Here is a 25,594-nt window from a genome sequence, read left to right as displayed (position 1 = left end):
AAACCGATAGGATCCGCCTCATGCGCCGTTCCAAAATCGTCTGCACCCTCGGTCCCGCCGTCGACTCCCACGAGCAGCTCGTCGCTCTGATCGAGGCCGGCATGAGCGTGGCCCGTTTCAACTTCAGTCACGGCACCCACGAGGAGCACCAGGGCCGATACGACCGGGTCCGCAAGGCCGCCGCCGAGACCGGCCGCGCGGTCGGCGTACTCGCCGACCTCCAGGGCCCGAAGATCCGCCTGGCGAAGTTCGCCGAGGGCCCCGTCGAGCTGGTCCGCGGGGACGAGTTCGTCATCACCTCCGAGGACGTCCCGGGCGACAGGTCGATCTGCGGTACGACCTACAAGGGGCTGCCGGGGGACGTCACCAAGGGTGACCCGATCCTGATCAACGACGGCAACGTCGAGCTGAAGGTCGTCTCCGTCGACGGCCCCCGGGTCACGACCATCGTCATCGAGGGCGGTGTCATCTCCGACCACAAGGGCATCAACCTTCCCGGTGCGGCGGTGAACGTGCCCGCGCTGTCCGAGAAGGACGTCGAGGACCTGCGGTTCGCCCTGCGGATGGGCTGCGACCTGGTCGCGCTGTCCTTCGTGCGGGACGCCGAGGACGTCAAGGACGTGCACAAGGTGATGGACGAGGAGGGCCGCCGGGTCCCCGTCATCGCCAAGGTCGAGAAGCCCCAGGCCGTCGAGCACATGGAGGGCGTCGTCGCCGCCTTCGACGGTGTGATGGTGGCCCGCGGCGACCTCGCCGTCGAGTACCCGCTCGAGAAGGTCCCGATGGTGCAGAAGCGCCTCATCGAGCTGTGCCGCCGCAACGCCAAGCCGGTGATCGTGGCGACCCAGATGATGGAGTCGATGATCACCAACTCGCGGCCGACCCGCGCCGAGGCCTCCGACGTCGCCAACGCGATCCTGGACGGTGCGGACGCGGTCATGCTCTCCGCGGAGTCGTCCGTGGGCGCGTACCCGATCGAGACGGTCAAGACGATGTCGAAGATCGTCGTCGCCGCCGAGGAGGAGCTCCTCTCCAAGGGCCTCCAGCCTCTCGTCCCTGGCAAGAAGCCCCGTACACAGGGCGGTTCGGTGGCCCGCGCGGCCTGCGAGATCGCGGACTTCCTGGACGGCAAGGCGCTGGTGGCCTTCACCAAGTCGGGCGACACCGCCCGCCGCCTCTCCCGCTACCGCACGGCGCAGCCCATCCTCGCCTTCACCACCGAGGAGTCCACCCGCAGCCAGCTCGCGCTGAGCTGGGGCGTCGAGTCCCACGTCGTGCCGCACGTGGACAACACGGACGCCATGGTCGACCTCGTGGACGCGGAACTGCTGAAGCTGAACCGCTACAACGACGGCGACACCATGATCATCACGGCCGGCTCGCCCCCCGGCGTCCCCGGCACGACCAACATGGTCCGGGTGCACCACCTGAGCGGCGAGCGCGCCTGACACGAAGGCGTCGCGCGGACGCACGGCTGTGGCCCGCACCCCCGGACAGCGGGGGTGCGGGCCACAGTCGCTGTGCGGCTCCCGGAAGCTCTCCGGCTAACTCCTGCCACCGGTGAAGTAGTTCTGCAGGCCGGGCACGGTGAGCGTGCCGCCGAACTGGCCGGCCTGGGTCACCTTCACGTCGGTGAAGAAGGCGAACGGTACGTTCAGCGGCGGCGGGGTCTGCGGGCTGAAGGTGATCGGGACGATGCCGAAGAGGTTGCCCTTCAGCTCCTCCGTGTACATCGTCACCTCGCCGTCCCGGATCGTCGACGTGGAGCCGCCGCGCGCCTTGACGTGGCCGGTCGTGCCGAGCGACCCCGTCGTCAGCTGGTGCAGGTCCTTGATGTCGATGGAGCTGGCGGTGAACTTCAGCACCTTCTTGATGCTGCCGTTGTACGTCTTCACCTCGACGATGCCCGCGTAGTCGAGCCCGTTGAGCGTGAGCCGCGAGGACTCCAGGATCCACGGGTCGTCCGGGAGCAGCGGCAGGCCCTGCTCCAGATCGGCAGCGGCGAGCGCCTCGGGGTCCGCGGTCGGGCACGGGAAGCGCTCCTTGGCGCCGTCCGGCACGTCCTCGTCCTTGACCGGGTCGAGGCCCTTGACGTCCTCGTCGAGCTCCTCGACGTCCTTGCCCGCCTTGTCGGCGGCGTCCCGGATGGCGTCGGCGGTCCCGTCGGCCTCGTCCTTCGCCTCCTCGGTGGCTTCCTCGACCGGACCGGTGACCGCGGTCTCCGTCGGCTTCGGCTCCGGGGCCTCGGTGGTGGCGCTCGGGGACGGACTCGCCGTCTCCTTGTCGCCGTCGAGGAGGTCCTTGAGGGCGTCACCGACACCCAGCGGGTCGAGCGGGTTCGTCGGCTCGGTGGGCGTGGGCGTGGGCGTCGCGGTGGGCGTCGCCTCGGCCTTGTTCCCGGTCGGGGCGGCCTCCTCCGCGGGCGCACTCGCGCTCGCCGACGGCTTCGGAGCCTCGGTCCCGCCCGTGTCCGGCTTCTCGTCCGTGCCCGTGTCGCCCTCGGCCTCACCGGTGGACGTGGCGCTCGGCGTCGGCGTCGCCTTCGGTTCCTCGGACTCGCTCGGTTCGTCGGAGCGCGTCACACAGGGACCGGGGGCGAAGGGGATGTCGTTGTCGTCGGCCAGCGCGAGCCTGGGGGTGAGCCCCATCCCGACGAAGACCGCCGTGGGCATCGCGGCGAGCGCGAACGCCTTCTTGCCCGCGGGCATGTGAAGCTTCGTCAGCAGCGACTTCTTCGGCGCCGCGTGGCGGGGTCCTCTTCGCTCGCGGAGGTCCTCCGGACCGAAGTCACCCGTCTGCGTCTCGTCACCCCGCACGATGCCCCCCGCTGTCGACCTCGACCGACTTCTCGTACGGCGACGGCTGCTGCGGGACCGCGGTCGGGTCGTAGTACTGCGGCGCGGTCTCCTCCGTCCCGGGTGCACGCTCGTCGGACGGCGCCTTCGGCTCGGGAGCCGGGGCGGCTGCCTCCGGATCACCCGGGACCCAGGAGATGGAGAGAGCTCCGCCGAGGAGGGAGAAGACGAAGCCGATCAGGAATCCGCCGATGTTGGCGACGGGTATCGAGATCAGCGCCAGCAGGATCGCCGCCACACCGGCGAAGACCCTCACGATGTGGTGGAACCACATGGTCAGGCCCAGCGTGACCAGCAGGACCCCGATGATCAGGGATCCGGCGCCGGCCGTGGTGGACATGGCCAGCGTCATGTTGCCGAGATGCAGATCGGCGTACGGGAAGTAGGCGATGGGTACACCGCCGATGATCGTGAACAGGCCCGCCCAGAACGGCCGGTTACCCCGCCAGGTGCGGAATCCCCGCCGGAGGACGGTGAGGTGGTGCTCGTTCTGCCCTGTGGACTCGGGGCTCATGGAAAACAGCTCCCTGGAACCGGTACTGCGGTGAGAAGAGAAGGGGTGGGTGGCCGGAACCCCTCAGGGAGCGGTCCGGCCACCCGGGCGAGTGCTAGAAGCACTCCTTGACGCCCTTGTGCAGCTTCAGGCTCAGGTTGCTGAGCTTGAAGGTGCCGGCGGTGGTCGCCCACGCCGTCTGCTTCACGTCGGTCAGAACGGCCTTGTCGGCCCTCTGCGCGAAGCCGTTCGGGTTGGCCGCGGTGCCAGGCTGGATGCCTATGCTCCCCGGCCGGTCGGCCTTCTTGAGGGAACCCGCCGCGACACCGATGTCGATGTTGGTGAAGGTCGCGTCGGCGTCGAGCTGGGCGACGTCCAGGTAGAGGTTGGTCGCCTGGACCGGCTTCTTCGGGTCCGTGCCGGCGTTCAGCTCGAGGCTGACGCTGCCGAGACCGAACGGCAGGTTGGGCGTGACCACCGACTGGCACATGTTGGTGATCGTGGCCTTGTTGAAGCCCGACACGGCCACCGGGTGCGCCGCGTCGTTACCCTTCAGGTCCTTGCCGACAGCAACGCTGCCGTACTGGACGAAGTCCTCACCGACGAGCCTGTCCGTGCTGACCTTGAAGCTCTGACCCGACACGCTGAACGACGCGGCGAGCGCACCCTGCGCCAGCCCGACGCCGACTGCGGCGGTCGCGACGACGCTCGGCACCATGACCAGAGCGAAACGCTTCCATCTGGTACCACCGCGAACCTGGGAACTCATAAATTTCCTCCTTCTCGGACGTACATCTCCGGTACGGGCATCGTGCCCGTCCTGGGATGGGAGAAGTGCTACGTCCTCGGGAAGGAGAGCGCCCGGACCGGAGGCGCGTACCGCATCCGAATCACCGGCGATCACCCCCGAGCGACAACCACTGGCCGCGCGTCTGCGCGACCGGTCCGGACAGGCCCTGCCGAGGGCAGGAACCCCCCTGTCCGCGATCGGCACAACTGCCGCCGACCACCCGGTGGGGACCCAACAGGCCGCCGGAGCCGACTGGCTGCCGGGCCGGCGGGCATTGGACCGAGCGTGGCCGATCGTGGTGCATTCCCGTCCGCGACACAAGGGGGGTCGTTACTCGCTAGTAACGGGCCGATAACCGGGGTGCGACAGGGCGATACCACCCGGCCACACAGGGTGGCACCAAAGGGTCGTTCGAATGGGGAGATTGGCGCCCGTAAGTGGACAGACCCCAGGAGGCGATTTACTGCCAGTAACAGCGCGTACTTCTGTCAAGATTTGGTAAAGCGAAGGCGTCCGTTGTCGTTCGCCCGCGAAAACGGCCGTGGCGCCCCGAGGGCACCACGGCCGTGTTGTCACATCAGAACAAGACCCGCGCGAGGGCCGTCCGCGCGGCGGTGACCCTGGGGTCCTCGGGGCCGATCACCTCGAAGAGCTCCAGGAGCCGCACCCGCACCGCGTCCCGGTCGTCACCGAAATTGCGGCGCACCGTCTCGACGAGCCGCCCGAAGGCGTCCTCCACGTGACCGCCCACGAGATCCAGGTCCGCGGCGGCCATCTGCGCGGCCGGGTCGGCCGGATTCTCCGCGGCGTCCTTGCGGACCTGCTGCGGGTCCAGGCCCGCGACCCTGCCGAGCAGTTCGGCCTGGGCGAGGCCCAGCTTGGCCTCGGTGTTGACCGGGTCGTCGGCGAGGACGCTCCTGTACGCCTGGACGGCACCGTCGAAGTCGTTGGCGTCCAGCGCCGCCGCGGCGGTCTCCAGGAGTGCGTCGTACGGCCCCGCGGGCACTTCGGCCGGGGCCGCGTCGCCGGCTCCGGCGTCCTGGTCGACCACGATCCCGGTGAGGCCGAAACGCTCCTCACCGACCTGGATGAGCTGGTCCAGCGTCTGGCGGATCTGGCTCTCGGGGGCGGCGCCCTGGAAGAGCGGGAGTGCCTGCCCGGCCACCACGGCGAAGACCGCGGGGATGCCCTGGATCCCGAACTGCTGCATCAGCATCTGGTTGGCGTCGACATCGACCTTGGCCAGCACGAAGCGGCCGTTGTACTCGGCGGCGAGGCGCTCCAGGAGCGGGCCGAGCTGCTTGCACGGCTCGCACCACTCGGCCCAGAAGTCGATGACGACGGGGACTTCGGTGGAGCGTTGGAGGACGTCGTTCTCGAAGCCGGCCTCATCGACGTCGATCACCAGGGAGGCCGGGGCCACGGCACCGCCGCCACCCTGCCGGGCGGATTCCGCGCGCGCCTGCTCCGCCTTCACCTTGGCCTCGCCGGCCGCCTTGACGGCGGCGAGGTCGACGACGCCGCTCATGGACATGTTCCTAGGCTGCATACGTACATCCTCCCCCCTGGGCGCACCGTTCCGGAAAGCGATCCGCGAACCGTCCCCCTCCACAGCCACGCCGGTGTGCGGGGCGGACGGACGGACACGGTCACAGGGCCCTGAAAAATCCCGTACTCGGCACCGGGTCCCCACCCGGCACATGGCTGTCGATCGGTCGTGGCGCGGCGACGGGGGAACCGTCGTCCTTACGCTACGACCCGTAGCGTAACTGTCCGGACCCCCTCCCGGGCAAGAGCATCCGGTGATCTGTCTCACGGGCCCAGGGGCCGGTCAGCGGTACTTACCGGCCGGTATGGTCGCCGCATGCCGAGCCGCCCCCCTGCCGAACCCACCCGATCCGGACGTCCCCGCAGCGCCGCGGCCGACGCCGCGATCCTGGAGGCGACCCGCGCGTCGCTGGTCGACCTCGGCTGGTCGAAGCTGACGATGGGCGACGTCGCGGCACGGGCGGGGGTCGCCAAGACGACCCTCTACCGACGCTGGGCCGGCAAGAACGAGCTGGTCGTGGACGCGGTCGCGGTCCTCTTCGACGAGCTGGAGCTGCCCGACCTCGGCAGCCTGGCGGCCGACGTGGAGGCCGTGGTCCTGCAGTTCGCGGCACTGCTCGAACGGCCGGAGACCAAGACGTCGCTGATGGCGGTGGTCTCGGAGTCGACCCGCGACGAGGCGCTGCGGAACCGGATCAGGGATTCGATCGTGGCCCGGCAGAAGCGGCTGGTCCTGCGGGGGCGCGAGCGCGCGCGGGACCGCGGCGAGCTGCCCGCGGAGCCGGATGCGGCGATGGCGGCCCGCACGGCCGATCTGGTCTTCGACGTGATCGCCGGCGCCGTGGTGCACCGGGCCCTGGTGAGCGCCGAACCCGTCGACACCGACTGGGCCCGGCGCTTCACGCTGCTGCTGCTCTCGGGGCTGGCGGCCGCCGCGGCCCAGCCGGCGCGGACGGCATGTCAGAAGCCGGGCGGCTCCGTGTAGACGCCCCACTCCTCGCGCAGGACGCCGCAGATCTCACCGAGGGTCGCCTCGGCGCGTACGGCCTCCAGCATCGGCCCGATCATGTTCGAGCCGTCGCGGGCGGAGGCGAGCATCGCGTCGAGCGCGGCGCGCACCCGCGCGTCGTCGCGGCTCTCCTTGCGTCCGGCGAGCTCGCGCACCTGCTCGCGCTCGACCTCGTGGCTGACCCGGAGGATCTCCAGGTCGCCCGTGACGGAACCGTGGTGGACGTTGACGCCGACGACCCGCTTGTCGCCCTTCTCCAGCGACTGCTGGTACCGGAAGGCCGATTCGGCGATCTCACCGGTGAACCAGCCGTCCTCGATGCCGCGCAGGATGCCGGAGGTCATCGGGCCGATCGGGTGCTTGCCGTCCGGGTGGGCCCGGGTGCCGCGCTCCTTGATCTGATCGAAGATCTTCTCCGCCTCGGCCTCGATGCGGTCGGTGAGCTGCTCGACGTACCAGGAACCGCCCAGCGGGTCGGCGACGTTGGCGACGCCCGTCTCCTCCATGAGCACCTGCTGGGTGCGCAGGGCGATCTCGGCCGCCTGCTCGGAGGGGAGGGCGAGGGTCTCGTCCAGGGCGTTGGTGTGCAGCGAGTTGGTGCCGCCGAGGACGGCGGAGAGCGCCTCCACCGCGGTGCGCACGACGTTGTTGTACGGCTGCTGGGCGGTCAGCGAGACACCCGCGGTCTGGGTGTGGAAGCGGAGCCACTGCGCCTTGTCGGTCCGTGCGCCGTACGTCTCCTTCATCCAGCGGGCCCAGATGCGGCGGGCCGCGCGGAACTTGGCGATCTCCTCGAAGAAGTCGAGGTGCGCGTCGAAGAAGAAGGAGAGCCCGGGCGCGAAGGTGTCGACGTCGAGGCCGCGGGAGAGGCCGAGCTCCACGTAGCCGAAGCCGTCGGCCAGGGTGTACGCGAGCTCCTGCGCGGCCGTGGCTCCGGCCTCGCGGATGTGGTAGCCGGAGACCGAGAGCGGCTTGTAGGCGGGGATGTCCCGCGCGCAGTGCTCCATCAGGTCACCGATGAGGCGCAGGTGGGGCTCGGGCTGGAAGAGCCACTCCTTCTGTGCGATGTACTCCTTGAAGATGTCGGTCTGCAGGGTGCCGTTGAGCACGCCCGGGTCGACGCCCTGACGCTCGGCGGCGACCAGGTACATGCAGAAGACGGGGACGGCGGGCCCGCTGATCGTCATCGAGGTGGTGACGTCGCCGAGCGGGATGTCCTTGAAGAGGACCTCCATGTCGGCGGCGGAGTCGATGGCGACCCCGCAGTGCCCGACCTCGCCGAGCGCGCGGGGGTCGTCGGAGTCGCGGCCCATCAGGGTCGGCATGTCGAAGGCCACACTGAGTCCGCCGCCTCCCGCGGCCAGGATCATCTTGTAGCGCTCGTTGGTCTGCTCCGCGTTGCCGAAGCCGGCGAACTGGCGGATCGTCCAGGTCCGGCCGCGGTAGCCGGTCGGGTAGAGCCCCCGGGTGAAGGGGTACTCACCGGGCCAGCCGATCCGCTCGAAGCCCTCGTAGGTGTCACCGGGGCGGGGCCCGTACGCGGGCTCCACCGGATCCCCGGAGAGCGTGGTGAAGTCCGCGTCGCGCTTGCGGGCCTTGTCGTAACGGGCCTGCCAGCGGCGGCGGCCTTCCTCGATCGCGTGAGCGTCCATGGTTCGAATTTACTAGGACGTCCTAGTAAATGTCGATGGCAAACCGCCCGGCGCTTTCACGCGGGGCGGTCCGGGGGTGGTGCGGACGCGCCGTGCGGCCGGAGCGTGACGGCGCGGTCACACCGGGCGGTCAGGCCTTGACGGCCTGCGCGGCACCGTCCGTGATCAGCGGCTCGACCTCGCGGGCGACCTTGCGCTCGACGAAGAAGGCGGCCGTCGGGATGGTGCCGGAGATCAGCACCCACAGCAGCTTGCCGACCGGCCACTTCGCCTTGGAGCCGAGGTCGAAGGCGAACACCAGGTAGATGATGAACAGGACACCGTGGAGCTGCGAGACCGCGAAGGTCAGGCTCTCGCCGGTGTCGAATCCGTACTTGAAGACCATGCACACGCACAGGATCATCAACATGACGGCGGTGACGTAGGCCATCACCCGATAGCGGGTCAGCACGCTGCGTTTCATGGCATCGAGCGTAGCCGGACGCTCCGGGCGATCTTGCAGCACCCTGCCGTCGCCGTCACTCGTCCTCGAAGTCCTGGGCGGCCACCCGCAGCGGGCGCAGCATCGCGAAGATCTCGGCGCACTCCTCGGCGTCGTACACCCCGAGCCCGAAGTCCATCGCCATCAGGTCCCGGGTGGCCGCCTCGACGACCTCGCGGCCCTTGCCGGTGATGGAGGCGAGCGTTCCGCGGCCGTCGTTGGGGTTGGGCCGCTTGTCGACCAGCCCCGACCGCACCAGCCGGTCGACGGTGTTGGTGACGGAGGTGGGGTGCACCATGAGGCGCTCGCCGATCTTGGACATCGGCAGCTCACCGGCCTGGGAGAAGGTGAGCAGGACCAGTGCCTCGTACCGGGCGAAGGTCAGCCCGTACGGTTTGACCACCGCGTCCACCTCGGCGAGCAGGATCTGCTGCGCCCGCATGATCGAGGTGATCGCGCCCATGGAGGGCACCGGGCCCCAGCGCCGGTGCCAGAGTTCCTCGGCGCGGGCGATGGGATCGAAGGGAAGGCTGAGCGGCTTCGGCACGGGACGACCTTACCCACTGGTCACATGCTGGTCCGCCCTGTCTCGCACTTCGGTACCGGACGTCTGTTCTACGGACCTCAGCCCACCCTGACCCACTTCGCCACGGACGGCGTCCCCCGCGTGTCCGTGAGGAAGAGCATGTACCAGCCGGGCGGCACCAGTGCCGGGTCCTCGGGCACCGTGACCGTCACCCTGCCCGGCTTCCTCTTCAGGCCCAGCTCGACGGACCGCTGCTCGACGTCGGTGGTGTGCGTGACCGCGCTCGGCCGCATCAGCCGCGCCGTCGCGATCCGCTCGGAGCCCTCGACGGCGTACGACGCCGAGCCGCCGCGGGCGACCGACTCCGGCCCCTTCCCGATCACCGGCCGCACGCCGTTGCCGCGGTGCAGCGCGGGCGGGGTGTAGACCTCCATCCGCTGCTCGAAGGTGCCGAGCCTGGTGTTGGCCCTGTCGCCGTAGAGCGAGTCGGAGCCGAAGGTCGCCACCCGCCCGTCCGGCAGCAGCAGGGCCTCCGAGTGGTAGTTGCGGCCGACGGTCGGATCGGCCGCCGCGGTGAGCCTGCCGGTGGCCGGGTCGTAGAACTGCGCCTTGAGGATGTTGCTGGCCCCGCGCCCCCGGTAGTCCCTGGAGCCCCCGGTGGTGAAGACCGTGTCGTCCGGCATGAGCACGCTGTTCAGATAGCGCGTGCCCTGCGGGAGGTCGGGTCCCCGCTCGAAGACGGGACGCGCCTTCGTGAGATCGGCGACGGCGGTCCGGGCGGTGGACCTCCCGGACTCGCCCACGCCGCCGCCGCCGAGGACCATCACCTTCTGGTCCTGCGCGGGCGGCAGCATCAGGGCGGCCGCGGTCTCCAGCTCGTCGGCGTCGGTCAGCCCGCCGACCTCGGTGAAGGTGTTCTTCTCCGGGTCCCACAGTCCGGGGACCCGCCCCTTGTCCGCCGGCCCGTAGCCGGCGTTCGCCCCCGGGTAGAAGAGCTTGCCCCCCTTGGTCAGGAACAGCGCCGGGTAGGTCGGGAAGTAGCGGAAGGGGCCCTTGGACCACTTCTTCGTCCTCGGGTCGTAGATCTCGTTGCCGCCGGCCAGGATCTCGCCGACGTCGTCGAGACCGGACACGGCGAGCACCCTGCCGTCGTCGAGCCCGACGAGCGTCGGGTACCAGCGGGCTTCCTTCATGGGGGCGACGGGGACGTACTTCTCGGCCACCGGGTCGAATTCGTACGCCGCCCTGATCCCCTGGAAGTCCTGCTTGTCCATGCTGATCCTCTCGGCCAGGCCGTAGGCGTTGTCCGCGGCCTTTCCCGTGAGTCCCCTGATCCGGTACTGGGCCGCCTTCCCGGTCACCGCCTGCGGCCCCTCCTCGACCGCCTCCACGAAGACGCGCCGCTCGGAGGCGGTCACCCGCGTCTTCCAGGGCTTCATCGCGCCGCTCCTGTCGTAGTCCACCTCGAACGCGCGCTTCGCCTTCGGCACGGTCACATCGAACTTCGACACGTACTCCGCGCCGGCGGGTGACGTGAAGACGGTGCCCTTCCTGAGGGTGAGCGGCTTGTCCGGGTTCTCGTTCTTCACCCGCATCCCGCCGCCCGCGTGCCGCACCTCGTCGCCGAGCACCTCGTAGCGCGCGGTGCCTCCCGCGACCAGGAGACGGCCGTCGGGAAGGGCCGCGTGGCCGCCGCAGAAGAAGTCCTCGGGGGTGCCGATCTTCTTGAAGGTGCCCGCGTCCGGGTCCCACAGCACCGTGTCGAACGTACCCGCGTCGAAGTGCTCCTCGTCGTTGCCGGAGCCCGCGACGATCAGCACCTTCCCGGTGCGCAGGAGGGCTGCGTGGATGGCGTTCGTACGGAATCGCTCGGGGATGCTCACCCGGTCCCAGGAGCCGTACCGTGCCTTGTACGCGGGCCGGCCGATCGTGTACGCGTGGTACCTGTCCTGCGCGAACGACAGGGCGGCGGGGGCGTTGAGCGCGGCGAGCACCACCATCGCGCCGCCGCCGAGCAGGGTCTTCTTCACGCGTTGCGTGGGCCGGTAGGACAGGGGCATGGATCAGTTCCCTCCTGCGGGGGTGCCCGCGGTGGTGGTGACGACGGTCAGCGCCTCCGTCCCGTGGGCGGCGCGCACGGTGCGGCCCGCGCGGATCCGCCGCTCACGGAGCCGTGTGAAGGACCACACGGCGACCGGCGAGAGGGCGATGGCCAGGGCCAGCACGGCCCAGGTGCGCATCGCCGCGTGGGTGTGGCCGAGCACCACCGACGCGGCCAGCGAGGCCAGCAGGAGGGCCGCCCAGAAGAGGTGCACACGGAAGGTGAGCAGCCGGTCGGGGCTCGCCGCACCGCCCTTGGGGGTGACGACGAACCGGCCGTCGGTGCGCAGCAGGGCGGCGCCCAGCGACTTGAGGTAGATCGGCGCGCAGAGCGCCGACATCCCCATGCCGGCCAGCCCGCCCGAACCCTCGGGCTCGTGCGGGGAGACGTTGTGCCGGCGGTTCCACAGGTAGAGCCCGATCTGGAGGGCCGCGGCATCGCTGTAGAGCATCATCCAGAGGGAGGCGGCGACCTGGGTACCGGAGGCGCCGAGCCACAGGAACAGCAGGCAGCTCAGCACGCCGAGCAGCCAGTTGACGGCGGTCATGGGGTAGTAGACGAGCATCAGCGTGTAGCTCAGGAACCGGCCGGGCGGTACCCGCAGCAGCGCCTTCCCGTACTGCCGCAGCAGCGTCTCGTACGTCCCCCGCGACCAGCGGAGCTGCTGGGTGAAGAAGTCGGTCCAGGAGACGGGGCCCTCGCCGACGGCCAGTACGTCCGGGGTGTAGACGGAGCGCCAGTACCGCCCGGTCAGCGGGTTGCGGCGGCGGTGGATCTCGAAACCGGTGGCCATGTCCTCGGTGATCGAGTCGTAGAGCCCGCCGGCCTGGCGCAGGGCCGCGACGCGCACGACGTTGTTGGTGCCGACGAACATGGGCGCGCCGTAGCGGTTGCCGGCGCGCTGGATCAGGGCGTGGAAGAGGAACTGCTGGGACTCGGCCGCCTTGGTGACGGCCGAGTCGTAGTTCCCGTAGACCTGCGGTCCGACGACGAAGGCGGTGTCCGGGTCGCGGAAGTAGCCCATCATCCGTTCCAGGAAGGCGGGGTGCGGTACGTGGTCGGTGTCGACGGAGGCGAAGAAGCCGTAGGCGTCCCCGTGCCCGGCGATCCAGGCGTTGTAGTTGCCGTGTTTCGTCCGGGCCTTGTGCCGGCCCTCGGCCCGGTTCCACTCGGGCACCCCGCTGCGGGTGAAGTGGTGCACGCCCAGTTCGGCGCAGAGCATCCTGACCTCCGGGTCGTCGCCCTCGTCGAGCAGCCAGACGTCCATCGGCCCCGGGTGGCGCACCCGTACGGCGCCCTCCAGGGTGGCCCGCACCATGGCCAGCGGTTCCTTGCCCGGTACGTACGTGGTGAGGAAGGCGACCCTGGTGCCGGGCTCGGGCGTCACCGGGACGGGGTCCCTGGCCACCATCGTGGCGTGCGCGATGGACACCACGTTGACCAGCATGAACAGCTCGACGAGCCCGATGGACAGGAGCATCACGGTGTCCGCGGCGACGAGCCAGGGCTCGCCGTTCTCGCGCGAGGTCCAGTGCGTGGGCCAGACCAGGTAGAGCAGGAGCAGACCGGTCAGGACGGGGGCGAGCGTCATCAGGAGGACTGCTCTTATTCGGTGCTTCTCGGTGGACAGGAGGCTGCGGTAGCCGACCCGGTACCCCGTCGCGGCCGGCTCCGTGAGCGGCCCCGCGAGCCGGCTGTAGCGGTCGTAGTCGTAGCCCTCCGACGGCAACGCGCCTCCAACGGTCGAACGGGTGGATATCGCCACACAAGGTGATATCCGGCAGCGTGTCGACCCGACAGGCCCGAAGAGCGCCGCCCCTCCCCCGAACGCACCGCGCCCCCGGGCCGATTGGCTCCGGGGGCACGGTGCGTACGAACGGGGGCGGACGGCGCGTCAGCCCGCCAGGTGGCGCTCCACCGTCTCGACCTTGGAGGTCAGGCCGTCGGTGACGCCCGGCCTGATGTCGGCCTTCAGCACCAGGGAGACGCGGCCCGCACGGGCCTCGACGGCCGCCACGGCGCGCTTGACGACGTCCATCACTTGATCCCACTCACCTTCGACGGAGGTGAACATCGCGTCGGTGCGGTTGGGGAGCCCGGACTCGCGGACGACCCGTACGGCGTCGGCGACGTACTCGCCGACGTCCTCACCGACACCCAGCGGACTGACGGAGAAGGCGACGATCATGCGCTGACCGTGCCTTCGGCGCGGGCGCGGGCGGCGATGACGCCGTCGGCCTCGTACTTCTTGAGCAGCTTGTCGCCGTAGAAGCCGCCGAAGGGCACGACCGCGAGGAGGAAGAACAGCGCGACGCGCTTGAGCGGCCACTTGGCCTTGACCCACACGTCCAGCAGGAACACCACGTAGATCGTGAAGAGCAGGCCGTGCAGGGCGCCGAGCGGCGGCATCAGGAAGTCGATGTCCGAGACGCGCATCAGGAGCGAGCCGAAAATGAGCAGCGCCGGGAAGGAGAGTGCCTCAGGAACCGAGATGAGGCGCAGCCGGTGCAGGGCGGAAGCGGTCTTGATGTCCACGAGGGCACCTTCGGTGGGAGGGGGCGGTACGGCTTGTGAACGCAGGCACAAGCACAGCCATTGTGGCATCGCCCCCGGCCGGCTCCGGTGGCGGGGCCCAGTAGCCGCCGACCGGACCCACGGGGGCACGTATCGGCGCATATCAGGATCCTCTCGGGGGCCGGAATAGGCCCCAGGGCCCTGTCCGCAGGGCACCGCTGCGACTACCGTCGCACCGTGGCAATGTTCCGGCTCCAAGGCAGCAAGACGCTCGCCGTCGACCTGACGGGCGACGCCGTCAAGGCGAAGAACGGCTCGATGGTCGCGTACGACGGCCAGATGTCCTTCAAGAAGATGTCCGGCGGCGGTGAGGGCATCCGCGGCATGGTGACCCGCCGGCTGACCGGCGAGCAGATGACGGTGATGGAGGTGAAGGGGCAGGGCACCTGCTACTTCGCCGACCGCGCGAGCGAGATCAGCCTCGTCTCGCTGCACGGCGACAAGCTGTACGTCGAGGCGAGCAATCTGCTGGCCACCGACGCCGGGCTGCGCACCGGCACCACCTTCACCGGGCTCCGCGGCGGTACGAGCGGCAACGGCCTGTTCACCACGACCGTCGAGGGCACCGGCCAGGCGGCGATCATGTCGGACGGCTCGGCCGTGGTGCTGCGGGTGTCGCGCCAGTACCCGCTCACCGTCGATCCGGGCGCCTACATCGCCCACCAGGGCAGCCTGCAGCAGCACTTCCAGTCCGGGGTGAACTTCCGGACGCTCATCGGGGAGGGCTCCGGCGAGTCGTTCCAGATCCGCTTCGAGGGCGACGGTCTCGTCTACGTCCAGCCGAGCGAGCGGAACACCGTCGGAGGCGATGTCTGATGCCGTTCCGTGAGATCAACTCCAAGATGGTCGAGGCCACGGTGCTGCCCGGCCAGAAGATGTACAGCCAGCGGGGCGCCATGCTGGCGTACCGCGGCGACGTGTCGTTCACACCGAACATCCAGGGCGGACAGGGCGGCCTGGCGTCGATGATCGGCCGGCGGGTGGCCGGCGAGGCGACCCCGCTGATGACCGTCGAGGGCAGTGGCACGGTGATGTTCGGCCACGGCGGCCACCACGTCCAGGTGATCGGCCTGTCGGGCGACACCCTCCACGTGGAGGCCGACCGGCTGCTCGCCTTCGACGGGACGCTCCGGCAGGGCACGATGTTCATGGGCTCGCAGGGCGGTGTGATGGGCATGGTGCGCGGTCAGGTGACCGGGCAGGGCCTGTTCACCACGACGCTCGAGGGCCACGGCGCGGCGGCCGTGATGGCGCACGGCGGCGTGGTCGAACTGCCGATCACGCCGGGCCGCCCGGTGCATGTGGACCCGCAGGCCTATGTCGCCCACCACGGCGACGTACGCAACAAGCTGTCCACCGCGCTCGGCTGGCGCGACATGGTGGGGCGCGGCTCCGGCGAGGCGTTCCAGCTGGAGCTCAGCGGCAGTGGCGTGGTGTACGTCCAGGCGTCGGAGGAGAAACTGTGAGCGCGCCCGTGATCCACGATCCGATGACGCTGCCGTCGGACGACAACGTCAACGCGTACACCTTCTGCGTGGAGCTCAAGGGGAGCCAGTGGTTCCTGCAGAAGGGCAAGATGATCGCCTACTACGGGCAGATCGACTTCAACGGCATAGGGCACGGCCGTTTCGACCGGCTGATCCGTGCGAGCTTCCACTCCCCGCTGCACGCGAGCGACTGGGTGGTGGCCGAGGGCAGCGGGAAGATGCTGCTGGCGGACCGGGCCTTCGACGTGAACTCCTTCGACCTGGAGAACGGCAACCTGACGATCCGGTCCGGGAACCTGCTGGCGTACCAGCCGACACTGGCGTTGAAGCAGTCGATCGTGCCGGGCTTCCTGACCCTGATCGGCACGGGGAAGTTCGTGGCGGCGTCCAACGGCCCGGTCGTCTTCATGGAGCCGCCGCTGCGTGTCGACCCGCAGGCACTGGTGGGCTGGGCGGACTGCCCCTCGCCCTGCCACCACTACGACCACGGCTACATGACGGGCGTACTGGGCGGACTGCGGTCGCTGACGGGGATCGGCGGTACGTCCGGCGAGGAGCACCAGTTCGAGTTCGTCGGGGCGGGCACGGTGCTGCTCCAGTCGACCGAGGTACTGATGCCCGAACAGGCGACGGGAGCGACCCCCCACGAGCCCGGCGTACCGGGCGGCTCCGCCGGTGCGGGTCAACCCGGCTCCGCACCCCGCATGCCCGGTCAGCTGGGGGACCTCCAGCGTCGCTTCGGATTGTGAACGGTACTCTGCGGAGTGTGACGCCGGCCGGCGCGTGCGCGGCGCCACGTCCTACTTTCGTCCGTCTTTCAACTTCTTAGGTAGAATCCATACATGGAGACCGAGACGGCCACCCGCTGGCTGACCGATGCGGAGCAGTGCGCCTGGCGCACCCACCTGGACGTCAGCAGGCTGCTGACCCACCAGCTGGAGAAGGACCTGCAGCCGTTCGGGCTGACCATGAACGACTACGAGATCCTGGTCAATCTCTCGGAGTCGGACGACCAGCGCATGCGGATGAGCGATCTCGCCGCGGCGACCCTCCAGTCCAAGAGCAGGCTCTCGCACCAGATCACCCGCATGGAGAACGCGGGTCTCGTGCGGCGCGAGCACTGCGAGTCGGACCGGCGCGGACTGTACGCGGTCCTCACCGGCCCCGGTGCGGAGACCATGCGGAAGGTCGCGCCGCACCATGTCGAGTCGGTGCGCAGGCACTTCATGGACCTGCTGTCGCCCGAGGCGCTCGCGGACCTGCATGCGGCGCTGACCCCGATCGCCGGCCATCTGCGCGGGCGACGCGGCAAGCCATAGGCGTGCGGGCCGGGTTCGGCCCGCACACCCTCGGCCTCCGGCTCTCACACGCCGGTCGTGCCCGTCGCAGCCGGTGCGGGCAACCGCAGCGTGAAGCGTGCACCGCCCTGCGGTGCCGCACCCACGTCGAGCGTGCCATCGTGGCGACCCGCCACATCGCGGGCGATGGCAAGACCCAGCCCCGCCCCGCCGTCGTCCCGGCTGCGGGCGTCGTCGAGGCGTACGAAGCGCTCGAAGATCCGTGCCCGTTCGTCCTCGGGCACGCCCGCGCCGTCGTCGGTGACCTCCACCAGGACCTCCCCCCGGTCCCTCGTCACGGCGACGGCGACCGAGCTCTCCGCGTGCCGCTCGGCATTGTCCAGGAGGTTGCCGACCACCCGGGCCAGCTGCCCGCGTGAACCGGTGACTTCGAGGGCACCGTCCGCCACGGACACCGCGACCGGAATCCGGTCGCCGGCGCGCTGGGACACCTCCTCACGGACCAGGGCGCCCAGGTCGACCGCCGTCCGCCCCGGCCGCTCCCCCGCGTCCAGCCGGGCCAGCAGCAGCAGGTCGGCGGCCAGCCCCTGCAGCCGTACGGTGTCGGCGACGGCGCCGGGCACGTCCAGCAGTTCGGGATGGGCGGCGCCCACCTCCAGCTGGGTGCGCAACGAGGCGATCGGGCTGCGCAGTTCGTGCGAGGCGTCCGCGACGAAGCGCCGCTGCCGCTCCACGGAGGCCTCCAGCACGGTCAGGGTCTCGTTGGTCGTCCTGGCCAGCCGGGCGATCTCGTCGCGCGAGTCCGGCTCGGGCACCCGGCGCCGGAGGTCCTCGGACGCGGTGATCGCGGACAGCTCCCGGCGGATGCCCTCCACGGGCCGCAGGGCCCTGCGGGTCACCAGCCAGGTCACCCCGGCCACGACGGCCAGCAGGACGGGCAGACCGGTCAGCATGGCGCCGCGCACCGTGCCCACGGCCTCCTGCTCCGTGGCGAGCGGCGCGCCCGCGTGGACGGTCAGGGTGACGCCGTCCGACGTGGTCCCCTCGACACGGGCGAAGCGGTAGTCGGCCGTGTCGCCGTCGATCGTGGCCGTTCCGTTGGTGAAGTCCGGGTCGTCGGAGGAGACTTCGCCGCGCGCCGGGTCGTCGCTCCTGTCGTCGTCGTCCTCGTCGTCGTCACCGGGAGTCGCGGCCGGCGCCGACGGCACGGGGGTGACCCGTGGTGTGGCGGTCCCCGAGATCGCCTCCAGGTCCTTCGAGACGGCCACCACCCGCCCGTCCCCGTCGGTCACCTGGACCGGGTGGAGGTCCTCGTCGCCCAGCTCCAGGTCCGCGTACGGCACGTCCAGGGCGAGCCGGCCCGCCACCTCGCGCGCGGCCACCTCCGCCTCCAGACCCGCCTGGTCGGTGAGATTGGCCCGCAGGACCATGAGGACGGCGAGCCCCGCCCCGACGAGGGCGAGGGCGACGACGAGCGTCGCGCCGATCGCGGCCCTGGCCCGTACGGACCTCACAGCGCCTCCAGCCGGTAGCCGGCGCCGCGCACCGTACGGATGGACGCGGCACCGAGCTTGCGCCGCAGGGTGCTGACGTAGACCTCGACGATGTTGGGGTCGCCGTCGTACGCGAAGTCCCAGACGTGCTCCAGGATCTCCGCCTTGCTCACCACCTCACCGGCCCGCAGGGCGAGCTGTTCCAGTACGGCGAACTCCTTGGTCGTCAGGGCGAACTCCTCCTCGCCCCGGTGCACCCGCCGGGCGGCGGTGTCCATCCGCAGACTGCCGGCGGTGAGCACGGGCGAGCCCGATCCGGTGGTGCGGCGGCGCAGCAGGGCCCGGACCCGGGCGACGAGCACGACGTAGCTGAACGGCTTGGTCAGGTAGTCGTCGGCGCCGGTGTCGAGCCCCTCGGCCTCGTCGTACTCCCCGTCCTTCGCCGTCAGCATGAGGATGGGGAGGTCATGGCCCGCGGCACGCAGCGCGGCGCACACGCGGTAGCCGTTCATCCCGGGCAGCATGATGTCGAGGACGAGGAGGTCGTACCGCCCCTCCCCGGCCCGGTGCAGCCCTTCCAGGCCGTCGTGCACGACATCGACGGCGAAGCCCTCGGCGGTGAGTCCCCTGGCCAGGGACACCGCGAGGCGCTTCTCGTCCTCCACGATCAGCAGACGCATACGCACAGCCTCGCAAACCGAACCTGAAGACGTCTTCAGCCGCCTTCAGGCTGGGTTCAGCATCGCCTCGGCATGGTGGTTCCTGTCGCACCGCACAACCACTCGGAGGAATCCCATGAAGCGCAACATCGCCATCGCAGCCGTCGCCGCGGCCGTCCTCGTCGGCGGGGGCGCCGCGGCCACGGTCGCCTTCGCGGACGACGACAGCAGCCGCCGTGCCACGGGCACGACGGCGAAGACGCACGGGGGCGAGGAGTCCGCCCCGGGCACCGGCGGCGCGATCTCCCTCGACCAGGCCGTCGCCGCGGCGCTGAAGGCGGTGCCCGGCACCGTCACCGAGGCCGAGCTGGACGACGACGATGACGATGACGACCGTGCGCTCTGGGAGCTGGACGTGTACGGCTCCGACCGGACGTGGCACGACGTGAAGGTGGACGCCCGCACGGCGAAGGTCGTGTCCGACCGCGAGGACGACGACAACGACGACCGCGACCGGCACGCGCTCCGGTCCGCCTCCGTCACGCCGGCCGCGGCTGCCCGTGCGGCCCTGCAGAGCGTGCCCGGCAGCGTGACGTCCATCGACCTGGACGACGACCGCGACGACGACGATGACGACCGCCGGGGCGGAGTCCTGCGCTGGGACGTCGAGGTGGCCGGCAAGGACGGCACGCGGCACGAACTGCACGTCGACGCGAAGAACGGCCAGGTGACGGTGGACGACGACCGGAGCGACGACCGCGACGACCGGGGCGACGACGACGCCCCCAACTGACCGTCGGCGCCACCCGTCACGGTCCTGTCCGGCTGCCTCAGGGCGCGAAGCCGGACAGGACCGTGCCGTCGTCGAAGGAGAGGTAGAGCACGTCCCCCGCGGCGATCAGCCGGGACCGGCTGTCGGTGTACGTGCCGAACGACTTGCCGTCCACCGGGACGCTCTCACCGCTGCCGCCGAGGTCGTAGGCCGTCACCCCGCCGTGCTCGGCGACGAACGCCTGGGAGCCCGCGATCGACACCTGGCCGCCGTCGTCCTCGCCGTACGCGTCGGCGCCGTACCAGATCTCCTCGCCGTCGCCGAGCCGGAACGCCCGGACCTGGCCGGGCGCGGAGACCACCACCGTGCCGTCCTCGGACACGGCCGGCTTCGACGCCCGCCTCATACCCTCCACGAGGGTGCGGCGGCTGCCGGGGTCCGACGTGTCCGTCACCGTGATGCCGTCATCGGTGACACAGAGCAGCTCGCGGCCCTCCAGCACCGGATGGCCGCAGTCGGCGTCCCGCGCGGCGACCCCCGGCAGTCGCTTGCCCGAACCCGCGTCGAAGATCTGGACGTCGCCGCCGACCGCCACCAGCCGGCCGTGCGCGGCCAGCAGGGTGAACGAGGGCTCGTCGTACGCCACGCTCCACTTCTCGCGCCGGTCCTTCCCCGTCACCTGCTGGGCGACGAGGCGCCCCCCGGAACGGTCCCTGGTCCGCGAGACGTAGTGGACGACCCCGTCGGCGTACACCGCACCCGTGCCGAGGCGGCCGCCGGGCAAGGTCCGCCGCCACACCTCCGCGCCGTCGGTGAGACGCAGGCCGACGAGCCGGCCGGGCAGGAAGGCGTACACCGTGCCCTCCGCCACGGCGGCGATCGATCTGCCGTCCGTGCCCTTCGAGGAGTTGCCCTCCGGTACGTTCCAGCGCTCCACACCCGTCGCGGCGTCCAGGGCGGTGACACCCCCGGCGCCGGAACAGACCAGGGTCGCCCCCGTCAGCGCGCAGCCGTGGTCCGCGGTCTTCCCGCCCCCCGCGGTCCACGGTTTCCACCCGGCGGGACGTGCCGCGGCGTCGGCCCCGCGCGCACCGAAGTCGTCGGTGCGCCCGGCATCGGCCCCCGGTACCAGCACCGGGCCGTCCGCCGAGGAACCTGGCCCGGCGGAGGGGGCGTCGGCGTCCCGGTCGTCGCGGTCGAGCATCCCGGGCACCAGTACGGCACCGAGCACCCCGCAGGCCAGGGTCAGCACGATGGCGGCGATCAGCGCACCACGTCGCCGGCGGCGTCCGTGCGGCGTGGCCGCCGCAACGGCCGGCCGGGGCGGGGACGCCGGCGCTCGTACGGGCGCCGGCGCCGGACCGATGCACAGCACGGTCCGCTCCACGTGGGCCGCGAGCTGTTCCCGGACGGCCCCGTGCCACGGGAAGGGCGCCGGGAGATCGCCCGGCCACAGGAGCCGGGCCAGCTCGTACGGTGCCGGCCGGTCCTCCGGGCGGGGCGCCAGGCAGCGTTCGACCACCGGACGCAGTCCGGGTGGCACGCCGTCGAGACGGGCCTCGGCGTGCGCGATCCGGAAGACGACAGCCGCCATGTCCGGGTCGTCGAACGGTCCCCGCCCACAGGCCGCGAACGCCAGCACCGCACCCAGGCAGAACACGTCGGAGGCCGGGACCAGCGCGCGTGAGCCGTTGACGTGCTCGGGCGAGATGTAGCCGGGACTGCCGACCACCACCCCGGTCCGGGTGAGCCGGGTGGCCTCGAAGGCCTGGGAGATCCCGAAGTCGATCACCTTGGGCCCGTCGGTACCGAGCAGGACGTTGCCCGGCTTGAGGTCGCGGTGCAGCACCCGGACGGCGTGCATGTCCGCCAGCGCCAGGGCCAGCCGCGCGCCCACCGCGCGGACCACGGCCTCGGGCAGGGGGCCACTGCGGGAGACGGCCTCGGCGAGCGAGGGGCCCGGAACGTACTCCGTCGCGAGCCAGGGAGTCGCGCCCGTCGTGTCGCCGCCGACGAGGGCTGTCGTGTGCGGGCTGCGCACGGCACCGGCCGCGGCGATCTCCCGCCGGAACCGGATCCGGAAACCGTCGTCGAGGTCGAGTCCGGGGAGGACGGTCTTGAGAGCGACCAGCCCGGCGAGCGGATCACCCGGAACGACGGGTGCGGAGTCCGCCCGCGCCAGGTAGACCTCGCCCATGCCGCCTGTGCCCAGGAGGCCCAGGAGCCGGTACGGTCCGATGCGGGTGCGGCTGCCCGGAGGGAGCGGGCCGATCACGGGCCCTCCGCGCCGGGCAGGGGTACGGACAGGACGATGCCCTGGTGGTAGACGATGTGGACCGCGCCCCCGGTCGGGAGGACCTCGGGCGAGAGGATCTCCTTGTCCATCAGCACCCCCCATTCGAGCGGGTCGTACGGCTCCTCGGCGACCGGGCCGGGCGCGCCGTCGAGCTCCGTCCGGCGGACAGGACCCGGTGTGCCGCCGCCGTTGAGGGCGACGCTGTACATCGCCGAGGTGTCCGCCCATATGAGGGTGTCCTCGGTGATCACCGGCACGGACGACGGGTTGTTGTCGGGACCCGAGGCGATCCTGCTGCCCAGGGGGTACCGGCCCAGCACCTTGTCGCTGTCCCGCGCCATCAGGACGATCTCGGGTTCGCCGGGGTCGTTCTCCCACGGCAACGTGCCACGGACGATCACGGACACGTGGTCGTCGACCGCGACGAGCGCGGTGTCGTTGACGTCGTCCGACGGTACGGAGACCTGCTTCACGGGGGTGAGGGACTCCGGATCGAGCCGGTGGAGAACGGCGCCGCCTCCGGGGTGGGCGGCGCAGTAGACGGCCCCGGGCACGGCGAGCGCGCCCCGGCAGTGGGTGTTCTCGCCGGACGTACGGCCCAGCTCCGATCCGTCCTTCGTCCGGAGGGCCCGCAGCCCTTCCTCGTTCCTGATGTAGACCGTCCCGTCCCGGGTGGCCAGCGGCCAGAAGTCGTCCTCCTGGGCCTTCGCAAGCTCCTCGGCGACGAGCGGCTTGCGCCACCGTTCCTTGCCGGTGCGGAGGTCGAAGGCGGCCACCGCCGAGCCTTCGGGCCGGTCACCTATGTTGGCGAGGACCGACCCGCCCGCGACGAGCGGAGCGCTGTCGAACATGTACGCGCCGCCGGACCGGGTGTCCCAGTGGGGCTGTCCGGTCCGGGCGTCCACCGCGACCAGCCGGTTGCCACTGGCGAAGACCACGACGCCGTCCTGCACCGCCGGCCGGGTGGAACCCCCTGGCATGAAGAACTGCCCGGTCGGGCTGATCCGCGCGCCTGCGGCCTGTTCCTCGGCCGTCGCGTACTCCCACAGACGCCCGCCGTCCGCCGCCGACAGCGCCTCGTACGAGCCGTCCGTCCGTCGGCACACGAGCACGTCCCGGCCGGCGGCACACCCCAGCGGGGTGTGGGCGAACGTGCCGCTCCACGGCTTCCAGCCGGTGGGGAGGACCTCACGGCCGTAGGGTGCGGTGCCGGAACCGTCCGGCCCTCCCCCGGTGTCCACCCCCGCCGTGATCCGTCCCGGCCCCGGCCCGCCGCCCGCACCTCCACCGTCCCGCAGGGCCAGCAGCCCGCCCGTGAGCGCCCCGGCCAGCACGACGGCGGCCAGCACGGCCCCGAGGGCGTGCCGGCGACGGGCCGTCGGGGCAGCGGCGGGCGGCAGGCCGGGCCCCCGGGTGGGCAACCGGTCCGGCGGGGGGAGCCCCGGCCCCTGGGTGGGCAGCCGGTCCGCCGGGGTCCTGCTGCCCGTCGCCGCCTCGGTCGGGGTGTAGCCCGGCAGCAGCGGCCCGCCCAGGGCCCGTACGGATGCCAGCTCCCGCTCGTACTCCGCGATATGGGCGGCGACCGGATCCGGCCACCGTACGGTGCCGTCCGGGGCCAGCCGGGCCGCGAGCTCGGCAGGGGACGGACGGGCCGCGGGATCGGCCACCAGGCAGTCCCGCAGCACCGCGCCCAGGGCCTCGGGCACCCCTTCCAGGTCGGTCTCGACGTATTTGACGCGGTACAGCACCGCCGCCACCGGGCCGTCACCGAAGGGATCGCGACCGGTGGCGGCGAAGCACAGCAGGGACGCCAGGCAGAAGACGTCGGAGGCGGGGACCACCCGCCCGCTGCCCGCGACATGCTCGGGCGACGCGAAGGCGGGGCTGCCGACCATGCGGCTGGTGGAGGTGAGCGGGGCGGCGCCCGCGTGCCGGGCGATCCCGAAGTCGATCAGGCGCGGCCCGTCCGGGGCGAGCAGCACGTTTCCGGGCTTCACGTCCCGGTGCACGACCCCCGTGGCGTGGACGGCCTCCAGGGCGCGGGCGAGCCCGGCCCCGAGCCTGCGGACCTCCTCCTCGCCCAGCGCGCCCGACCTGCGTACCGCGGCGGTCAGGGTAGGGCCCGGGACGTACACCGTGGCCAGCCACGGCACGTCCGCGTCCGCGTCGCCGTCCAGCACCCGGGCCAGCGCGGGGCCCGTCACCGAGCGGGCGACCTCGACCTCGCGGCGGAAGCGCTGCCGGAAGCCGGGGTCCTGGGCCAGGTCGCGCCGCACCGTCTTCACGGCGACGGGGACCTCGTCCGAGCCGTTCCGTGCGCCCAGGAAGACCTCGCCCATGCCACCCGCGCCGAGCCGGGCCAGGACCGTGTACGGCCCGATGTCCCTCGGCGAGTCCTCGCGTACCGGCCCCAGCATGCGATCCCCCAGTGCACGACATGGGACGCGCCCCCGCGCGCCCGCCACACTTTCTCACGCCCCGTCAGGCCCGGCCAGAAGTCCCCCCACGCACGGACGGTGTGCCGCGTCCCTCCACGCCGGAAGGAACGGGGCACACCGTCGCGCGGCTCCCGGGCGGCCCGCACGCCGCCCGGGAGCCGTCAGCTGCCGTCCGGGGGCCCGGTGAGTCCCGCCACCAGCTCGTCCGCCGCGGCGTACGGGTCGAGGCGGCCGGCCACGATCCGCTCGGCGAGCGCGTCCAGCCGGCGGTCGCCGTGCAGATCGGCGATCCGCTCACGGAGCGCGGTGACGGCGATCGTCTCGACCTCGCGGGCCGCACGTGCCGTGCGGCGCTCGGCCAGGACGCCGTGCTCCTCCATCCACGCCCGGTGCTTCTCCAGCGCCTCGACGACTTCGTCGATGCCCTCGCCGCGGGCGGCGACCGTCTTCACGATCGGCGGCCGCCAGTCGCCGGGCTCCCGGGACTCCCCGAGGCCCAGCATGTGGTTGAGCTCGCGGGCGGTGGCGTCCGCCCCGTCCCGGTCGGCCTTGTTGACGACGTACACATCGCCGATCTCCAGGATGCCGGCCTTCGCCGCCTGGATGCCGTCACCCATACCGGGGGCGAGGAGGACGACGGAGGTGTCGGCCTGGGAGGCGATCTCCACCTCCGACTGACCGACACCGACCGTCTCCACGAGGATCACGTCGAAGCCCGCCGCGTCCAGCACCCGGATCGCCTGCGGTGCCGACCAGGCGAGACCGCCCAGATGACCGCGGGTGGCCATCGACCGGATGTAGACCCCGGGGTCGGACGCGTGCTCCGACATCCGGATCCGGTCGCCGAGGAGCGCGCCCCCGGAGAACGGCGAGGACGGGTCGACGGCCAGGACCGCGACCCGCTTGCCGGCCTTCCGGTAGGCGGAGACCAGCGCCGAGGTCGAGGTGGACTTGCCGACGCCCGGCGAGCCGGTGAGCCCGACGACGTACGCATGGCCGGCGAGCGGCGCCAGTGCCGCCATCACCTCGCGCAGCCGGGGCGAGGCACCCTCCACCAGGGAGATGAGCCGGGCCACCGCACGTGGCCCGCCCATGCGTGCCTGCTCGACCAGGGTGGGGACG

23 protein-coding genes are annotated in these 25,594 nt (G+C 71.4%); 7 read left to right on the top strand and 16 right to left on the bottom strand.

The genetic code is table 11. The features are described 5' to 3' along the window. The first annotated feature begins 20 nt into the window (after nucleotides 1-20). On the top strand, nucleotides 21-1,448 hold the full coding sequence (pyk, locus tag AB0F38_RS06585; RefSeq protein ID WP_361887593.1) for a pyruvate kinase: 1,428 nt from the start codon (nucleotides 21-23) through the stop codon (nucleotides 1,446-1,448). Nucleotides 1,449-1,544: 96 nt separating this feature from the next. On the opposite strand, the gene AB0F38_RS06580 is transcribed toward pyk, so the two are convergent. The 4 genes from AB0F38_RS06580 to AB0F38_RS06565 form a co-directional block, all read right to left on the bottom strand. Then, nucleotides 1,545-2,816 (bottom strand): hypothetical protein, encoded by a 1,272-nt coding sequence (locus AB0F38_RS06580; protein WP_361887590.1) that lies wholly within the window; start codon nucleotides 2,814-2,816, stop codon nucleotides 1,545-1,547. Then, complete coding sequence (locus AB0F38_RS06575) at nucleotides 2,806-3,369, bottom strand: DUF6114 domain-containing protein (protein WP_361887587.1); 564 nt, start codon at nucleotides 3,367-3,369, stop codon at nucleotides 2,806-2,808. Before AB0F38_RS06575 ends, AB0F38_RS06580 begins: the two co-directional genes overlap by 11 nt. 94 nt (nucleotides 3,370-3,463) lie before the next feature. After that, nucleotides 3,464-4,117, bottom strand: a complete 654-nt coding sequence (locus AB0F38_RS06570; RefSeq protein WP_361887584.1) for a DUF6230 family protein — start codon at nucleotides 4,115-4,117, stop codon at nucleotides 3,464-3,466. 598 nt (nucleotides 4,118-4,715) lie between these two features. Continuing rightward, nucleotides 4,716-5,687: a tetratricopeptide repeat protein gene (locus AB0F38_RS06565; RefSeq protein WP_361887581.1), complete on the bottom strand. Its 972-nt coding sequence runs from the start codon at nucleotides 5,685-5,687 to the stop codon at nucleotides 4,716-4,718. Nucleotides 5,688-6,002: 315 nt separating this feature from the next. On the opposite strand from AB0F38_RS06565, the gene AB0F38_RS06560 reads away from it, so the two are divergent. Next, nucleotides 6,003-6,671, top strand: a complete 669-nt coding sequence (locus AB0F38_RS06560) for a TetR/AcrR family transcriptional regulator (RefSeq protein WP_361887578.1) — start codon at nucleotides 6,003-6,005, stop codon at nucleotides 6,669-6,671. Here the strand turns inward: AB0F38_RS06560 and AB0F38_RS06555 are convergent. The 7 genes from AB0F38_RS06555 to AB0F38_RS06525 all read right to left on the bottom strand — a co-directional run bounded on the left by AB0F38_RS06555 (nucleotide 6,647) and on the right by AB0F38_RS06525 (nucleotide 13,990). Further along, a complete protein-coding gene (locus AB0F38_RS06555; protein WP_361887575.1) occupies nucleotides 6,647-8,347 on the bottom strand; it encodes a methylmalonyl-CoA mutase family protein in 1,701 nt (566 codons plus the stop codon). The genes AB0F38_RS06560 and AB0F38_RS06555 overlap by 25 nt on opposite strands. A 130-nt stretch (nucleotides 8,348-8,477) precedes the next feature. Then, nucleotides 8,478-8,810, bottom strand: a complete 333-nt coding sequence (locus AB0F38_RS06550) for a DUF3817 domain-containing protein (protein ID WP_361887572.1) — start codon at nucleotides 8,808-8,810, stop codon at nucleotides 8,478-8,480. 55 nt (nucleotides 8,811-8,865) lie between these two features. After that, a complete protein-coding gene (locus tag AB0F38_RS06545) occupies nucleotides 8,866-9,375 on the bottom strand; it encodes a MarR family transcriptional regulator (RefSeq protein WP_361887569.1) in 510 nt (169 codons plus the stop codon). Nucleotides 9,376-9,452: 77 nt separating this feature from the next. After that, complete coding sequence (locus AB0F38_RS06540; protein ID WP_361887937.1) at nucleotides 9,453-11,408, bottom strand: galactose oxidase early set domain-containing protein; 1,956 nt, start codon at nucleotides 11,406-11,408, stop codon at nucleotides 9,453-9,455. Between the two features lie 9 nt (nucleotides 11,409-11,417). Further along, the gene (locus tag AB0F38_RS06535) at nucleotides 11,418-13,220 is read right to left on the bottom strand and encodes a cellulose synthase catalytic subunit (RefSeq protein ID WP_361887566.1); all 1,803 of its coding nucleotides are present in this window, start codon (nucleotides 13,218-13,220) and stop codon (nucleotides 11,418-11,420) included. A 129-nt stretch (nucleotides 13,221-13,349) separates the two neighbouring features. Continuing rightward, nucleotides 13,350-13,643, bottom strand: coding sequence for an MTH1187 family thiamine-binding protein (locus tag AB0F38_RS06530; protein WP_361887563.1), 294 nt, complete (start codon nucleotides 13,641-13,643; stop codon nucleotides 13,350-13,352). Beyond that, nucleotides 13,640-13,990, bottom strand: a complete 351-nt coding sequence (locus tag AB0F38_RS06525) for a DUF3817 domain-containing protein (protein WP_056794421.1) — start codon at nucleotides 13,988-13,990, stop codon at nucleotides 13,640-13,642. The genes AB0F38_RS06530 and AB0F38_RS06525 overlap by 4 nt, the downstream gene beginning before the upstream one ends. 222 nt (nucleotides 13,991-14,212) lie before the next feature. Here AB0F38_RS06525 and AB0F38_RS06520 point away from each other — a divergent pair, with 222 nt between their 5' ends. From AB0F38_RS06520 to AB0F38_RS06505, 4 genes are all read left to right on the top strand, one after another. Further along, nucleotides 14,213-14,845 carry an AIM24 family protein gene (locus tag AB0F38_RS06520; protein WP_361887934.1) on the top strand — a complete coding sequence of 211 codons (633 nt, stop codon included), beginning with the start codon at nucleotides 14,213-14,215 and terminating at the stop codon, nucleotides 14,843-14,845. After that, on the top strand, nucleotides 14,845-15,495 hold the full coding sequence (locus tag AB0F38_RS06515; protein WP_361887559.1) for an AIM24 family protein: 651 nt from the start codon (nucleotides 14,845-14,847) through the stop codon (nucleotides 15,493-15,495). The genes AB0F38_RS06520 and AB0F38_RS06515 overlap by 1 nt, the downstream gene beginning before the upstream one ends. Continuing rightward, nucleotides 15,492-16,265 carry an AIM24 family protein gene (locus AB0F38_RS06510; protein WP_361887556.1) on the top strand — a complete coding sequence of 258 codons (774 nt, stop codon included), beginning with the start codon at nucleotides 15,492-15,494 and terminating at the stop codon, nucleotides 16,263-16,265. Before AB0F38_RS06515 ends, AB0F38_RS06510 begins: the two co-directional genes overlap by 4 nt. A gap of 93 nt (nucleotides 16,266-16,358) precedes the next feature. After that, on the top strand, nucleotides 16,359-16,835 hold the full coding sequence (locus AB0F38_RS06505) for a MarR family transcriptional regulator (protein ID WP_361887553.1): 477 nt from the start codon (nucleotides 16,359-16,361) through the stop codon (nucleotides 16,833-16,835). Between the two features lie 44 nt (nucleotides 16,836-16,879). On the opposite strand, the gene AB0F38_RS06500 is transcribed toward AB0F38_RS06505, so the two are convergent. Continuing rightward, on the bottom strand, nucleotides 16,880-18,328 hold the full coding sequence (locus AB0F38_RS06500; protein WP_361887550.1) for a HAMP domain-containing sensor histidine kinase: 1,449 nt from the start codon (nucleotides 18,326-18,328) through the stop codon (nucleotides 16,880-16,882). Next, a complete protein-coding gene (locus tag AB0F38_RS06495; RefSeq protein WP_361887547.1) occupies nucleotides 18,325-18,987 on the bottom strand; it encodes a response regulator transcription factor in 663 nt (220 codons plus the stop codon). The genes AB0F38_RS06500 and AB0F38_RS06495 overlap by 4 nt, the downstream gene beginning before the upstream one ends. Nucleotides 18,988-19,102: 115 nt before the next feature. Between AB0F38_RS06495 and AB0F38_RS06490 the strand changes: the two genes are divergently transcribed. Then, nucleotides 19,103-19,759: a PepSY domain-containing protein gene (locus tag AB0F38_RS06490; protein ID WP_361887544.1), complete on the top strand. Its 657-nt coding sequence runs from the start codon at nucleotides 19,103-19,105 to the stop codon at nucleotides 19,757-19,759. A gap of 37 nt (nucleotides 19,760-19,796) precedes the next feature. Here the strand turns inward: AB0F38_RS06490 and AB0F38_RS06485 are convergent, their stop codons facing one another. From AB0F38_RS06485 to meaB, 3 genes are all read right to left on the bottom strand, one after another. Continuing rightward, nucleotides 19,797-22,013, bottom strand: a complete 2,217-nt coding sequence (locus AB0F38_RS06485; RefSeq protein ID WP_361887541.1) for a protein kinase — start codon at nucleotides 22,011-22,013, stop codon at nucleotides 19,797-19,799. Further along, nucleotides 22,010-24,451: a serine/threonine-protein kinase gene (locus tag AB0F38_RS06480; protein ID WP_361887538.1), complete on the bottom strand. Its 2,442-nt coding sequence runs from the start codon at nucleotides 24,449-24,451 to the stop codon at nucleotides 22,010-22,012. The genes AB0F38_RS06485 and AB0F38_RS06480 overlap by 4 nt, the downstream gene beginning before the upstream one ends. A gap of 182 nt (nucleotides 24,452-24,633) precedes the next feature. Beyond that, nucleotides 24,634-25,566 carry a methylmalonyl Co-A mutase-associated GTPase MeaB gene (meaB, locus tag AB0F38_RS06475; RefSeq protein ID WP_361887931.1) on the bottom strand — a complete coding sequence of 311 codons (933 nt, stop codon included), beginning with the start codon at nucleotides 25,564-25,566 and terminating at the stop codon, nucleotides 24,634-24,636. Nucleotides 25,567-25,594 lie beyond the last annotated feature (28 nt).

The sequence above is a fragment of the Streptomyces sp. NPDC025273 genome (assembly GCF_040638585.1).
Classification (GTDB): Bacteria; Actinomycetota; Actinomycetes; order Streptomycetales; family Streptomycetaceae; genus Streptomyces; species Streptomyces cinereorectus.
The sequence above is the reverse complement of the archived record's forward strand: the minus strand, read 5'-3'. Positions and strand labels throughout refer to the sequence as shown.